The sequence below is a fragment of the Bradyrhizobium sp. McL0616 genome, assembly GCF_049993385.1.
Lineage (GTDB): Bacteria > Pseudomonadota > Alphaproteobacteria > Rhizobiales > Xanthobacteraceae > Bradyrhizobium.
In genome coordinates, this window is record NZ_CP188255.1 from 7,576,691 (window position 1) to 7,588,909 (window position 12,219).

The window sequence follows — 12,219 nt, forward strand, 5'->3', positions numbered from 1 at the left end:
CCTCAGCTTCGGCTGCTTAATCGCACAACAAGGAGATCGTCTCGGGCTGGGAACTTGCGGTCTCACTTGCTGAAGCGCGTCCCCAGATCGTCAAGGCGACGATGTGAACGATGAGAAACGCGGCTGCTGCGGCCAACAGCCAGCCCATTTCGTTTCGGGCCTGAGGGGCAGCCATCAACCTTGCTTGACCCGCCGAGCTCCCAATGGTCATTCTCGTTCTCCGGAATCCTGTTTGAGTTCGCCTGTGAGGAGGCTCTCATACTGGCGCATGACTCGGCTTGCGTGACACCGGCGCGACGAGTGTAGCGTCGACATGATGAAAGCGAAGATGCGCCGCTTGTACAGTTCGACTACACGATCATGAAGTCGGGAGGCAGCTTTAGTTGGATAGGAGATGGTGTTCATTGTCGAAACCGATCGCTTAGAAGAATCCGGCACTGAGATCGAGCCCGTAAGTCGTCGACAACAGCCAAATGAAGACGACAGCTCCGCAGAACAACACGAGCTGTTTGAGAGCGACGGCCTGTAGCGATGATACGGGAAATGCGCGGGCAAGAGCGTTCGCTATGGCGATGGCTGCAAGAGCTCGCATGAGAATCTCCAAGCTAATGACCGGGCTTCAGCGAGCGTCGCGCGTCGTCTACGAGCTCGCAGTGCCGTTTCCGACGCCGGCGACCTTCTTCGATTTCCCAAAAAGCCCAGATAAAGCAGGCGCCAAGGCAAATTGAAATCAGGATGAGCAGAAATGCTAAATCGCTCGCGGTGTGGATCATGAATGTCTTCCTATGCAAATAGACTCTCAGCTCTGTGCAAATGGGCGCAACGCAGAATCGATCAGGGAATGTTGATCCCCGGCAACGGCCCCGTGGGGCGGATTGATACTTTTGCTGCTGGCTGCTGCGAGAAGGCCGCGAGTGCAATCAATATAATGCATGCCAGGACGATGAAAAAACCGAGACGCCATCGGTTGAACTCCGACCGGTCGTCGGGCGTCGCGAGGCAGCGCATGCCAGTTGCGGTAGGCATGGTGAATCTCCGAATGTTGTGACGACGAGAAGATCAGCCTTCCAGATGCATCTCCGGCTCCTCTCCTCCGAGCTCCTGCTTGCAGTATCTCGGGCCTCCAAAGAACTAAGCCTGCCGCGCAGGCGCGGCTATCCGGTTTTGGCGACCTTTATCCGGATTTCGCAGAAAACGACTGTGAACCCATTCATGCTACGAAGTTCGGACCAAACTGGCGTGGGCAGACAACCGCCCGCCTAGCGCGTTTTCCGCGAGTTTCGGATAGTTGGCGCCGGAATTGGATAGCAGCTGGGGCTCTAACGAGACTAGTTCTTGCATCCGAGGTGCTGGCTATTCGCAGGCACAGTATTCGGTCCACAACAAATGCGGTATGGAGCCAACATCATCAGCGGCACGCGAACCGTCTCCGGCTTGGCGCCGGAAAATGCCGCGCCTTGTGTATGTGCTCGGCATCCTGGCCAGACCGCAGGCCGAGACAACGACAAGAGCTTGAGCGGGTGACTGGCGCTACGCTCCGCCCCGAGAAGCATGACCTGGATTACCGCGCCTGCGGCTCGTTGCGCGCCGACCACGAACGAGATTTGGAGATTGCTGAGACATGCGTTCGCAAGCCCTTCCGACAAGGACGCCCGTAAGGGCGCAAACCGCGGTTCACGGGCGGCCAGCGGTCATACCGGCAACGGGATTGGCCTCAGATGGTGATGGCCTTCGCATCCGCGCGATCTTCAGCCTCCCCGCCACATGGTGGCGGCGATCTCGTTTCAGGGCAGAGTTGCGCGCGGATCTCAGGGACAAACCCGAGCTTCTCCGCGACATCGGTATCGGCGTGTACGAAGCGCAAGCCGAAGTGTCGCGGTATTTTTGGGAAGCTCTGATACTGGAGCGCCGATAGAACAGGGATCAGCAATCGTTAGGCTGGCGACCTCGCTTGGTGCTCCATCGCTGGGTGGACGAGCTAGACCGGCTATGTCCGTTCACCCCAGCCTTCGCACCCGACTTCGTCAACACCATGCGATGGGCTCTGGACGCTGCGTCTGATCGTGTTCCGGCACCTCGCACCCCTTCGACCAAAGCAATGGCTCAGCGCATCATCAGGTCGGCGCACGAAGGCATCACGGATGCACACTTGCTCGTTGCGGCAGCATTGCCGAAGGCATGGAGCCCGCGCAGTAGCGCTGATCTCGAAGCCCTCGACCTCTCTCGCGCGGGGACCGACTTTGACGCTCAGGAGCCCGTGGGCCACGTTGGTAAGCCGTTGCCCTTGGCCAAGAGTGACGCCAGTTCACGAGGCCCTCAGCGGGCTCCTGAGCCTCACCTGAGCGCACCGAACAGCCCTTCGAACAATTACCTTTGGACAATCACCTTGATGGTGGTCCTGAATGATCGTCAGGTGGAGCCTGGGCGCGCGTGGGTTGCCACAGCGGTCGCTAGGCGTCCTAGAGGAGAGCTAGGAGCTTGGTATCTAGCTTCAAACCCGAAGGCTCCCGATCGACATTGCTGGAACGTAAGATCAACGGGCACGTTAGGTTCCCATGAGAAAGACCAAATCCATATCAGCAGTCGATCGCCATATTGGCGCGGAGATACGCAAGCGTCGTCTAATTCTGGACATGAGCCAATCTCAGCTTGCCAAAGCTTTGGGTGTCTCGTTTCAGCAAATTCAGAACTACGAAAAGGGCACCAACGGAGTTAGCGCGGTGCGCATGTTCGATGTTTGCAATATACTGAACGTTCCCGTGGCGTCGATGTTTCCGCGGGAGTTGGGCGCTTGAGCGCTTGCCGGGTTTGAGAAACAAAACTTTTTGCCTTGCATTGAAAACTGCGGTCGGCAGCAATGTTCAGTAGAGTTCTATGGATAAGCCACCCGTCATTCTCATTGTCGAGGACGAACCGCTTGTTCGGATGAGCACGGCAGACACCATCAGTGAAGCGGGCTTCGACGTCATCCAAGCACGTAACGCCGATGAAGCAATTGCCGTCCTTGAGCTGCGCCCCGACATTCACCTTGTCTTCACGGACATCCACATGCCGGGCTCGATGGATGGCTTGAGGCTTGCCCATTTCGTTCGTCACCGATGGCCGCCTGTTAAGATCATCGCCACGTCAGGACGCGCCCGTATTTCGAACGACGACTTGCCAGAGGGCGGGCGCTTTCTGCCCAAGCCATATGCTACGCATGAAGTAATCGGCGCGATCCGGGAGTTGGTCGGCTGAGGGAAAAGGAAACGTCTTGTCCACACCCGCCATCGCTGCGTTCGGGACAATCGATCATCAGCTGCAGCTGAGCGGTGATTTCCTCGACATCAAGCGGCTTGCCAAAGAAGCGGCTCTCCGCAGGCCTTTCCGCATCAAAATGGCTTAACCTGCCTGGAAACAATATGATCTCGATCGCCGGCCAGCGGTCGCGAACTGCGTGTGCGAGCTTCAGACCGTCCGTACTGCCCTGCCTCGACAGCATTGACGGCTTCGTTACCTGCCCGAGTTTAGTGCAAGGAGCGCAGAGCTTAGCGCTCCGATTTCTTCAAACGTTTTAGCAGCACCAGCAGCCGGCTTGATAGCCGCAATGGCTTTAGGGCTGTCAGAAATCGAAGTCTTTCGCCAATCTCCTCGCTGATGGCACGGGCGTGAAGCTGGGTGATATGAAGCTTTCGATAAGTCATGGAATGCTCCGGTTGATCTCAACGAGTTATCAAACGCGCTTCGTAGACTGGTATCCCCGCACTGACATCGCGCAAGCAGGAAGCGGTAAGATAAGGCCAAGTCTGGCTTGAGCAGCTTCCGACAATGATGCGAGCGGGAAGGCGATCCGTTTTCGCCAAGGCAATCGTATCGTCCGCTTTCGCGGGTAACACAATCATCGACGTTCCCAACAGCGCGAGTACAGTAAAGCTGTGAAAAGATTTGATCATTCTGCTGACTGAGGTGGGCCGCCGATCCCGCTGCGCTTGGGGACACATCACAACAACCAATATGATGAATAGTTCCTCAACCACAACTTATATTTGAGAGGCGGAAATTTCCCGCGCAACCTCGCCGTTGGGCCAAACCGGATATGTCACTCCTGCTTCTCGTACTCCGAACATCGGACATGAGGACGACAACGGTTCGCACTCTGGAGAACTCTTGCGTGCCTGTTGCCCGGCGTTTCAGACTGGGAGGTCCCGATTTAGACTGCAAGACCTCCGCGATCAGCCGAGCAGCATCGCCCGTAAAGGGCCGGAGTTTTTAAAGTCGATCTGGGGAAAACTCGGAGATTTCAGGTCCCAACGGGGCCCCGTCACGCCGCGAAGCGCAGCGGTCACTTAAAGCGCCGGCTCCAAGCCCTCTCTGACGGCCGCGGTCACCAGCTCCTGAGCATCGGTGACACCGTCAGCAGCAGACTGCACGATACGCTGAGCCATCTTCGCCTTGGTTGCTGGTGTCCGCGAAGGCTTGGCCACTTGATCCGCAGCGGTATCCAACGCCGCTCTCATCGTTGCGACCAAGCTCGGCTCGAACTGGCAAGGGGTGTTCTTGGGCATCTGAGGTGCTCCTGAGCGCTCTTCTGCACATCCGTAGCTCGTGCTCGTGACAGCCGTGCGTCTCGTAAGTACAACTCATGTTGAAGCGGCGCAGAAGAACCTTCCCGACAAGCAAGCGGATACCCAACGAAATCAATGGGGCCCTCTGCAATGGGCCCCACAAGGAATTCCAGTGCTGAACATGGGGCCCATTAGGGCCCCCACCGCAGCAACTTCACGCCCGTTCCCTAGCTGAAGGCTGCGCTAAGGGAAACGCGTGTGGCGCCGTCACGAATCTTATTTCTTCGGCGCAGAGCCGTCCTTGAGGGAAGCGTTGTAGTCGGCCTGCGAACTGTTCATGTTAGATTGATCGGTAGACATGCTGCTTCCGGTCGTCGGCCCCACCGTGTTGCTTGGGTCTCCTGCTGCATGAGAAGCCGCACCGGGTCTGTCCTGGTTGCCAACGTAGCCCGATTCACCGGAATTGCGGGTCTTGATGCCCTTGTCGGCCTCGGATTGGACCCGTTGGTCTACACCGGGCTGAGAAGTTGCGCCTGTTTGCTGTTAAGCGGCGGCCGGAACGCATATGAATGGAGGCATGGCAAGTACTGCCACAGAAAGCGGTCGCATGACTGTCCTCCATTGGCCCTGCCCGAGGCATCAACGTGCGCGTTTCCCATCGTTTCCAAAAACGTTCCCAAAAAATTGGGACTGCAATGTTGACACAGCTTATGCAAAAGGACGGCAGAACGGATCCTGATCATGCATCCGCGCGGCAACACCTGTCAGCGTTATGGAGGGTAGTGGTCAGCTCTCGCGTGCAGGAGCGGGGTTAGTGGCTAGCCGTAGCCCCATTGCTTAGGCCGAGCTGGCCTCTAGGACGTGGATTTTCCTGCGGACAGCATCGCCAAACCGATTTCGAGATTGACTGCTCACTTTGTCGCCTGTCCTCCGAGGAACGCCTGCGCAACTCTTTTGTTGGACTAACTCTCCGAACTCAAAGGAAATGATCATGGATCGCGAACATATCAAAGGTGCTGCAGACAAAGCAAAAGGTGCCATCAAAGAGGGTGCTGGTAGGATCACTGGCGACAGGGAAATGGAAGCCGAAGGCAAGATCGATAAGGCCAAGGGATCCGCCCACAACGCCGCAGGAGATGTGAAGGATGCAGCGCGGGACGCCGCTGACGCTCTTAAGAAATAAAGAAGAGTGAGTGAAGACAAGAACTGGCCGCCTTCGGGCGGCCTTTGGTTTTGTCCCTGGGCCGTAAGGCTATGCCGGCGACTAGCTCTTACATCGGTACCCATCCGTCCAAAAGCGCTCCGTCCCACGAAATCACGCCCTCGTCCTGATTGAAGGAATACTCTCTGTAGTGCGCCGCCCACTCCGGATTCCATTCGATGAAGTCGTTGTTCAGCCCATCGTGGAGGCGGCAGGGCTCGTCGGGATTGAATGTATCCATCGGGTTCATGCTGTATGTCCGGGATCAATGTCCTTCGGCGTGTTTTTTCGACTCACCAAGTCGGACCGCCGTGCCGATATGCACGCCTGCTCTGCCAGGGCGCGATATCCCAATGAGACCGACCACTTTTGAACTCGTTCGTCTGCACCTTCATCACCTTAGAAAGACAACCAACATAGTACGCACCAAAGGGCCCAACCGATCCCGCCAATCCACGTGACTGTGGCTAATCCCGCGATGCTCAAGAAAGCAATTGGGAACACTCTAGGTCACTAAATGACCGCCTGTTATTTGCTGGGGGAGCCTGTTGCTATCGGGGTGGTCATCGCCGTCACGCAGAGCTCCTCAACCACGACAGAAGCTGAGACCCGGAGGAGAGGTCCGAACTGATCGCGCAGCTCGAATTTGGTGACGTCCGCTGTACCGCGGGCCGCCTCGTCCATAATCGTTTGGCCTAGTGTTTCCAGGGCCATCCGCCGCGCGACGTTAGCATTCGGCACATCGACACCTTGGTCATCAATAGTGACGTTTGAACTTGTGTGAATGTCGAAGAAGAGAAGTGTCATAGCCGGAAAAAACCGGCAAGCGCGGTTACGTTCCTATTCCAACGGACAATGTTTTAGTTAGGTACTGAGAGCCATCAATGGATTCCGCTGGCCTCCGTACCGAATGCAAAGCAGACCGGCCCGTTAGGAAGGGTTGTCGGCTGCAATCGGTAGACTACCGATGGTTCGCCAACTGATGCTGCGAAAGCCCCCTTCCACGGCATGACGATATTTTTGGGAAAAAGTGGCATCGTTGGAACGCTTTTGAGCGGCTAGGACGTATAAATCATGCGTGCCAGCGCCGGTCTCGAAAAAGAAGCAACGCTTCGCTGATTGTTCCTTTGAGCTGGACCGAAGCTCCCGTGTCGAGGATCGTGATGCACAAAGATGCGATAGGCGATGAACTCAGGCAGATTGAGCGCGATGTGGTCGAAGGGGAACGGCAACTCGCAAAGCAAGAGGCGCTCATTATTGAGTTGAAACGACAAAAGCAGGATACTTCAAAGGCTGAAGTCGAATTTGAACGAATGCGCTCCGATCAGCGACTCCGCGATCAGGATCGGCAACGCCTGCTCTCGCGGCTCCAGCCTTGAAAAAAATGTAGCTTGGTAAAATGGTCGAAGTCCAAGTCCTCGATTACAGAATGGCTTAGCTGCCCTTAAGTCTCCTTCGCCCTTCCTTGAGCTCCTTTTCTCTAAGCCTACTAGGACTTATCGGTCAGACGCGATCATGGTGGTTTCACAGACCCAGCCGCGCCCGTGACAGATGGGACAGCTAGTCAAAGAACAGCCCCGCGACCATGTGCGCGAAGGTTACCATGAGGCCTGACATGCAAACGGCTATCGCGACGTCGATGTAGAACAACAGCCACTCGCGGTCTTCATTGCGCATCTGCCCCTTTGCCCAACTCCTTACGGACTGTAGCTGCGGAGTTACCCACCTTATCGACTGCCTTCTGAAGCTCTGCACGGGTCACGCCGAGCGCACGGGTCCAGTACTTCACCTCGTGGGCCTCATGCATGTTGATCTTGCTTCGGTCGGGTTGATCTCGTTTGGTGAGGTTATCAGTCACGTTCGTCCTCCCTACTAAGCGGAGAACGCTGCTAGAAACGGCGCGTTCCTTTGCTCAGTCCCTTGAACGAGCTTGCTCGCAGAAGGCCTTCGGAGGTTGTGTCGCGGTATTCGATGTCAGCGTAAAACTTGGGTTCGACCCATGTGGCCTTCGGCTTCTTGATGGTTTTCGTCAGCTTCTGCTTTGGCCTTACCACTGTATCGAGCGCCTTGGGTGTGAATCGGCGCTGTGGAATGACCCCGCTCAGATCAATAATGTCAGCGGCTTATCATGCCGATCGGCGTCGTGACCCCACGCCGATTCACAAGCAATACAGCTCGCCGACCCCGCATTTGCGTTTGAGTGCAAGTCGCCTTGCCTTGAGGAATTCAATCAGCACCGACCCAAGAATTAGATGCGGTCGCGATCCGGTCATGGCCGGCAGCCCGCCGCGACGAACCCAATTCCGCACGGTGTTCCGGTGGAGATTAAGCGCCCGCGCCGCTTCCTCGACGGTGTAACTGTACTTGCCTTTGATCCGTCGCCAGTCTGCCCGGCGATTGCGGCTCATATGCCCGGCTTTTCAATAAGCGCCCGAATGTCTTCCACACGCCAAGCGGTGATTCGCGGCCCCAGCTTTACCGACTTCGGGTAACGGCCGCTTTTCACTCCCGCCCACCAGGTTGATTTGCTGACAGGGATCGGCCCGCGCGGCGCAAGAATGCCTGAAAGTCTCACAAAGCCGGTTGTGGTTTCGCTGTTGTCCATTTTGGAACATCTCCGTTTTTGACGATGCGGAGAAGTCCTAGGAGGTACGCCTAGTTAGTTGGCCGAATTCGGTTAGCAGCAAACCGAATTCGGTTAGATCTACAATCTTGGCTGCCTCTATCGTGCTTGCCGGCTGACCTTCGATCCGCAGGCCGACTTCTTCAACACAATCGGCCAAGAGCGGTCATTCGAATGAAGTCTAACCCTTGTGGCAGCTCCGTCAGCCTATCAGGTCGCCTCGTACTCTCGCGCGCTCAAAGCACGTAATTCAACCAAGACTTCATCCGCAGCAGAATTCGTCGGATCGCCGCCACAGGACCCCAGTGGTCGCTGTAGACGGCAACTTGGGCGGTGGTGCCGGCCGGCAATTGGTAAGTGGAAAGGTCGTCAACGATACCGATGTTGACCGACGCAAGCCCGGGGGACTTTGCCCGATCCTCTGGATTCAGCAATGTGCCCGTTGCCTGCAGTTGCCCCTGCGACACGGCGTCGATCAGGGCGTCGACCTTTCCCCGGAACACGCGGCCGGGTATTGCGTCGAAGGCAATCTCCGCTTCGGCCCCGGGGCGCAGCCGCTGAACGACCGTCTGCGGGAAGGATGCCGAGAAGATCCTGTCGTCGCTGTGGATGAAGACCATAGCCGGCGTGGAGGCCGCCAACATGCCGGGCCGCAAGAAAAGCTGCGTGACATAGCCGTCGGTCGGAGCCACCACCGTCGTCTGGTCGAGGTCGTATTGCGAATCGCGCAGATCAGCCGAAAGCCGGGCAACCGTCGTGTTGACGCCGCCGACGTCCGACGTGTAGGCAAGGCGCGCCCGCTCCTCGACGGCCCGCGCTTCCGCGACCGTCTGCTTGGCGGCTTCCAGATTGCGCTGCGCGGTGTCGAGCGCGGCCTGGGCGATGTCCTTGGCTTGGAAGAGCTGGTTTTGTCGATCGTAGTTGGCCTGCGCCAGCGAAAGCTGTGCGGTCGCCTTTTCAAGGCCGGCGGAAGCCTGGTCGAGCGACGCCTTGAGTTGCTTCACGCCCTGCTCGGCTTCCGCCAGCGCGGCCTTCTTTTGGTCGACCACGAACTGGTAAGGTGCGGGATCGATCTTGAACAGCGGATCACCCTTCTTCAGCGCGACGTTCGGCTTGGCCGGAACCTCGACGATACGCCCCTTGACCTGGGGAACGATCGGCGTGGTGAAGAAATAGAGTCGAGCGTCCGTGGTGAAGGGATGGTTGTAATTCATTCCCGCGAGCAGTCCGCCGACGATCACCACACCTACGATGCCGGCAGCGGTGACCGACCACTGATTCAGCGGTACGCGAAGGATCTTGAAGATCGCGACGCAGATGGCGGCATAAATCAGCAGCAGCAGAACGGCCATGAGTCACCCGGGCTGATGGAGTTTCTGTTCGAGAACCGAAACCCGCTTCTCCAATTGAGCCGAAGCGGTTTCCTCCGACGCGGCGGTTGCACCTGACAGACCCCAGCCGCGATCTGGACGATAAGCCATCGCCCAGATCCACAGGAACGGCCAGAGCGCGCCAAGCGTGAAGAGACTCACCCAGGTCGCTGCGCCGATCGCGTCCTGGTGCGGATGGTTGCGCCGCTTGGCGATCTCGTAGGGAATCCCCCAGACAGCGACCACGCCGTAAACGACGAGGAGCAGCACGACAACCAGGATGACCAGTGCCACGTAATCCAGTGTCATGGCCGAGTCCCCACTCTCAATTCGCCCGTATCATCGAAGCCGCGGAGCTTGCGTCGTCTTGGCATTGCGGTTCAGCTTGCTGCCATCGGCCAGCGACAGACAAAGGCCATCTGCGCGACCGTCCTCGCGTAGTCCGGCTGCACCGTGAGGCCGGTGGCTGGCTCCGTCACAGTCGCTGCCGCGGCAGGCGCCTGCTGGGCCTGTGTGACGCCCGTCCTGACGGCAATCGCGATACTCGATACCCCGACGGGGGCAGCCGCTCTGACGGCGAGGGTGCTGAACGCTGCCGCACCGAGACCACCCCTCATCGCATCGCGGCCGAAAATTTCGAGATTACCTCCAGACATGACTTTCATGATGATTTCACTCCAAGCTCTTGTTGTCGCGCGGGACGAGTCAGCTCGAGATCACCGCTGGCGGCGGCGCCCACTTGCCTTCGTTGACCTCGGGCTTGGGCCAGTAAGTGCGCGTGTAGAGCGAGAAGTCGCCCTCGGGAGCAGGCAGCCAGTTCGACTCCTTGTCGGGTCCCGGGGATTCGTGCTGCACATAGATCGTCAGTGAACCGTCCGGATTGCTTTTGAGGTTCTTGTTCTTGGTGCCCAGGGAGAACCTGTTGATCTTGTTGGGTTCGAACAAATGGTGCTGATTGTACATCGTCAGCGACCAAAAGCCGTTCACCGGAGGCGGTGACTTGAACGTGACGGTGTAGCGATTTGAACCGTTCAGCCGCTTCCCGTTGCCGTCCAAGTCCAGATAGAAGTATCGCGTCTCCTCCGGACGATTGACGTACATGTTGGACTTGGCGACCGCGGCCCGAGTCAGATAGTCGTAACCAAAGCGTGCGCCGTTAGGTGCCGTGGTCCAGCCGTTGCCAATCTGAAGGCCGTAGTTGCGGAATTCAAATAGCGGACCGATGAGGTTCTCCTCCGCCTCGATGGCCACTTCCTTCAGTTGATTCTTGATGGCGGGATTTTTCGTTGCGGCATCCAACAGGAATCGCATCTGGGCATACAGCGCTTCCTCGCCAGGAAGCGGAGGCGTCTCGTCCAGGGTCGCCGGCAATTCGTCGAAGAAGGTTTCGGGATCGACCCAGCGCGTTTCACCGCTTCCTTGGCCCGTAGGCGTAGGGAAATGCGGAATTGATTTCCAGTCCTTGGTCTGCGGGTTGCCGGTGTATTTGCTCAGCGGATAAATCATTATCTGGTTGAGGACCGGCTGGATTGCCTTCCGATCCTCCGCGGTGTCGTCCAGCAGGATGCGCGGCGCCATGGCGATCGTGTTCGTCGGCGAGTGGATCACCGCCGTGATGCCCGCGGGCACATTGCCTTTCCAATTCGGCCCCACGATCAAGTACACGCCCGGCTTGGTGCCATATTGCTTGCCAAGCTCGCCAAAGCTGTCGGACCGCGCGTCGTACAGGGCGTAAACCCAAAAGCGATCGCCGAAATCGGGCACCTGCACGACGACCGCATCCTTGGCCAAGTCCCCGAAGCCAAAGCCGTACGTAACGTCCTGATTGGGACACGTTACAAAGTGCTCGTCGGCCGCAATGTAGTCAGTGAGCATGGTGACATAGTTCTCGGGTCCGATAGGCAGCACCCCTCCTCCGAGGCCGGACTCAGGAGCTTTGTTGAAGGTCGCCCGTCGATGTCGCTCATTGATGATAGGCCAGCCCCACAGATAGGTCAGACGTCCCATCGTGGCGACATAGTCTTTGGTCATCAGCATATCGGAGGGCGGGGACATGGCAGCGATGTCAGGCGCCGGCATCTTTTGTCCAGCCGTCTGCGCCAGTGCGGCGTTGGTTGTGACGGCCACAGAGGCGGTCGCGATTGCCGCTGGAACGGCGGCACCGGCCGTCATCGCCGCCAGCGAAGCTGCACCGACGCCGCCCTTCATCGCGTCGCGGCGGGAGATATTGAGGTACGATGTCGTTTTCATTGTACATTCCCTTCCGATCAGATTCTTAGAAATGTGGTCTCGTTCAGTTCACAGGGCGTGCCTCATTGCACCTTCACGACCTCATCCGGCTTCCATGTCTGGTCGAAGAACTCGAAGCCGATGCCATACAGCGCGATACCGCACGATAATTGCGTCCCTTGATCGTCTGAATCCAGTTCGCCTCGGATGCAGGCGCGACTCGTTGAGTTGCCAATCCTCATAGATTCTTCT

General features: G+C 57.7%; 19 protein-coding genes. 6 read left to right on the plus strand and 13 right to left on the minus strand.

Annotated features, from left to right (window positions below; genetic code table 11):
- Positions 1 to 394 precede the first annotated feature (394 nt).
- The 4 genes from ACPPVR_RS36455 to ACPPVR_RS36470 all read left to right on the plus strand — a co-directional run bounded on the left by ACPPVR_RS36455 (position 395) and on the right by ACPPVR_RS36470 (position 3,385).
- A complete protein-coding gene (locus tag ACPPVR_RS36455) occupies positions 395 to 529 on the plus strand; it encodes a hypothetical protein (RefSeq protein WP_426611318.1) in 135 nt (44 codons plus the stop codon).
- A 2,026-nt stretch (positions 530 to 2,555) separates the two neighbouring features.
- A complete protein-coding gene (locus ACPPVR_RS36460) occupies positions 2,556 to 2,795 on the plus strand; it encodes a helix-turn-helix transcriptional regulator (RefSeq protein WP_426611319.1) in 240 nt (79 codons plus the stop codon).
- 79 nt (positions 2,796 to 2,874) lie between these two features.
- Positions 2,875 to 3,237: a response regulator gene (locus ACPPVR_RS36465; protein ID WP_426611320.1), complete on the plus strand. Its 363-nt coding sequence runs from the start codon at positions 2,875 to 2,877 to the stop codon at positions 3,235 to 3,237.
- Positions 3,238 to 3,253: 16 nt separating this feature from the next.
- On the plus strand, positions 3,254 to 3,385 hold the full coding sequence (locus tag ACPPVR_RS36470) for a hypothetical protein (RefSeq protein WP_426611321.1): 132 nt from the start codon (positions 3,254 to 3,256) through the stop codon (positions 3,383 to 3,385).
- A 142-nt stretch (positions 3,386 to 3,527) separates the two neighbouring features.
- Here the strand turns inward: ACPPVR_RS36470 and ACPPVR_RS36475 are convergent, their stop codons facing one another.
- Together ACPPVR_RS36475 and ACPPVR_RS36480 are read right to left on the minus strand one after the other, a co-directional pair.
- Entirely contained in the window at positions 3,528 to 3,683 is a 156-nt protein-coding gene (locus tag ACPPVR_RS36475) for a hypothetical protein (RefSeq protein ID WP_426611322.1), read from the minus strand.
- Between the two features lie 642 nt (positions 3,684 to 4,325).
- Positions 4,326 to 4,544 (minus strand): hypothetical protein, encoded by a 219-nt coding sequence (locus ACPPVR_RS36480; RefSeq protein ID WP_426611323.1) that lies wholly within the window; start codon positions 4,542 to 4,544, stop codon positions 4,326 to 4,328.
- A 991-nt stretch (positions 4,545 to 5,535) separates the two neighbouring features.
- On the opposite strand from ACPPVR_RS36480, the gene ACPPVR_RS36485 reads away from it, so the two are divergent.
- Entirely contained in the window at positions 5,536 to 5,727 is a 192-nt protein-coding gene (locus ACPPVR_RS36485) for a CsbD family protein (RefSeq protein ID WP_426611324.1), read from the plus strand.
- A gap of 88 nt (positions 5,728 to 5,815) precedes the next feature.
- Here ACPPVR_RS36485 and ACPPVR_RS36490 read toward each other — a convergent pair whose 3' ends face one another.
- Positions 5,816 to 5,995, minus strand: a complete 180-nt coding sequence (locus tag ACPPVR_RS36490) for a hypothetical protein (RefSeq protein ID WP_426611325.1) — start codon at positions 5,993 to 5,995, stop codon at positions 5,816 to 5,818.
- Between the two features lie 278 nt (positions 5,996 to 6,273).
- Positions 6,274 to 6,552: a DUF6894 family protein gene (locus ACPPVR_RS36495; protein ID WP_426611326.1), complete on the minus strand. Its 279-nt coding sequence runs from the start codon at positions 6,550 to 6,552 to the stop codon at positions 6,274 to 6,276.
- 356 nt (positions 6,553 to 6,908) lie between these two features.
- Between ACPPVR_RS36495 and ACPPVR_RS36500 the strand changes: the two genes are divergently transcribed.
- Positions 6,909 to 7,124 carry a hypothetical protein gene (locus ACPPVR_RS36500; RefSeq protein ID WP_426611327.1) on the plus strand — a complete coding sequence of 72 codons (216 nt, stop codon included), beginning with the start codon at positions 6,909 to 6,911 and terminating at the stop codon, positions 7,122 to 7,124.
- A 287-nt stretch (positions 7,125 to 7,411) separates the two neighbouring features.
- On the opposite strand, the gene ACPPVR_RS36505 is transcribed toward ACPPVR_RS36500, so the two are convergent.
- From ACPPVR_RS36505 to ACPPVR_RS36545, 9 genes are all read right to left on the minus strand, one after another.
- Positions 7,412 to 7,603 (minus strand): DUF3606 domain-containing protein, encoded by a 192-nt coding sequence (locus tag ACPPVR_RS36505; protein ID WP_426611328.1) that lies wholly within the window; start codon positions 7,601 to 7,603, stop codon positions 7,412 to 7,414.
- 31 nt (positions 7,604 to 7,634) lie between these two features.
- A complete protein-coding gene (locus tag ACPPVR_RS36510; protein WP_426611329.1) occupies positions 7,635 to 7,799 on the minus strand; it encodes a hypothetical protein in 165 nt (54 codons plus the stop codon).
- A gap of 105 nt (positions 7,800 to 7,904) precedes the next feature.
- Positions 7,905 to 8,153 carry a helix-turn-helix domain-containing protein gene (locus ACPPVR_RS36515; protein ID WP_426611330.1) on the minus strand — a complete coding sequence of 83 codons (249 nt, stop codon included), beginning with the start codon at positions 8,151 to 8,153 and terminating at the stop codon, positions 7,905 to 7,907.
- Positions 8,150 to 8,350: a helix-turn-helix transcriptional regulator gene (locus ACPPVR_RS36520; RefSeq protein WP_426611331.1), complete on the minus strand. Its 201-nt coding sequence runs from the start codon at positions 8,348 to 8,350 to the stop codon at positions 8,150 to 8,152. Before ACPPVR_RS36520 ends, ACPPVR_RS36515 begins: the two co-directional genes overlap by 4 nt.
- Before the next feature lie 254 nt (positions 8,351 to 8,604).
- Complete coding sequence (locus tag ACPPVR_RS36525; protein ID WP_426611332.1) at positions 8,605 to 9,720, minus strand: HlyD family secretion protein; 1,116 nt, start codon at positions 9,718 to 9,720, stop codon at positions 8,605 to 8,607.
- Positions 9,721 to 9,723: 3 nt separating this feature from the next.
- Positions 9,724 to 10,047 carry a DUF3302 domain-containing protein gene (locus tag ACPPVR_RS36530; protein ID WP_426611334.1) on the minus strand — a complete coding sequence of 108 codons (324 nt, stop codon included), beginning with the start codon at positions 10,045 to 10,047 and terminating at the stop codon, positions 9,724 to 9,726.
- A gap of 71 nt (positions 10,048 to 10,118) precedes the next feature.
- A complete protein-coding gene (locus ACPPVR_RS36535; protein ID WP_426611335.1) occupies positions 10,119 to 10,403 on the minus strand; it encodes a hypothetical protein in 285 nt (94 codons plus the stop codon).
- A gap of 40 nt (positions 10,404 to 10,443) precedes the next feature.
- Positions 10,444 to 11,988, minus strand: coding sequence for a DUF1254 domain-containing protein (locus ACPPVR_RS36540; RefSeq protein WP_426611336.1), 1,545 nt, complete (start codon positions 11,986 to 11,988; stop codon positions 10,444 to 10,446).
- Between the two features lie 62 nt (positions 11,989 to 12,050).
- Entirely contained in the window at positions 12,051 to 12,209 is a 159-nt protein-coding gene (locus ACPPVR_RS36545) for a hypothetical protein (protein ID WP_426611337.1), read from the minus strand.
- Positions 12,210 to 12,219: the final 10 nt, after the last annotated feature.